This window comes from Leucobacter sp. M11 (assembly GCF_035726885.1).
GTDB lineage: Bacteria > Actinomycetota > Actinomycetes > Actinomycetales > Microbacteriaceae > JAPFRB01.
In genome coordinates this window covers 237,783-238,292 of the sequence record NZ_JAPFRB010000004.1, presented here as the reverse complement: position 1 = coordinate 238,292, position 510 = coordinate 237,783, and the positions used below count along the sequence as shown (strand labels likewise).

The 510-nt window shown below is 75.1% G+C and carries 1 protein-coding gene; it reads right to left on the bottom strand.

The annotated features are described in order from the left end of the window. Positions 1-510 (bottom strand): CMD domain protein (locus tag OOT08_RS13110; protein ID WP_325093197.1); only part of this gene is annotated, 510 nt, incomplete at both ends.

The window sequence follows — 510 nt, the reverse complement described above, 5'->3', positions numbered from 1 at the left end:
GTGAGCCCCGGGCACCCCCGCCCCCGGGTGCTCGCCGAGCGCGCCGAGGCCGATCACGAGGCGGAGCTGGAAGGTGACGAAGGCGATCAGCTGGGAGAGCGTGACGACGCCCGTCGTGGACCACCCCGCGTCGAGCAGGCGCTGGAGCGCCGCGGCCGAGGCCTCGCGGGGCCGGAAGACGAGCAGGTGCGCGTGTTCCAGGGCGGCCGTCAGCCGCGGGCCGAGCACGGCTGCCCGGGCCGCGTCGATCCTGAGCCGCTCCCCCGCGGTGGACTCGCCCGCGAGCCCGGGCTCTCGATAGTCCCCGAAGGGGCCGCTGGCCAGGTCCTCCGCGATCAGTTTGTCCAGCTCGGCGGCGAGCGCGGCGAAGCCGTGCTCGCCTGCCGCCCCCGCCCGGTACCAGTCCGTGAGCCGCGGCTCCCCGGAGAGCCCGGCGACGAACTGGGCGATCAGGTACCGCTCAGCGAGGCCGACCTGGCTCGGATCAACGGGGCGAAACAGTGCCTCGTA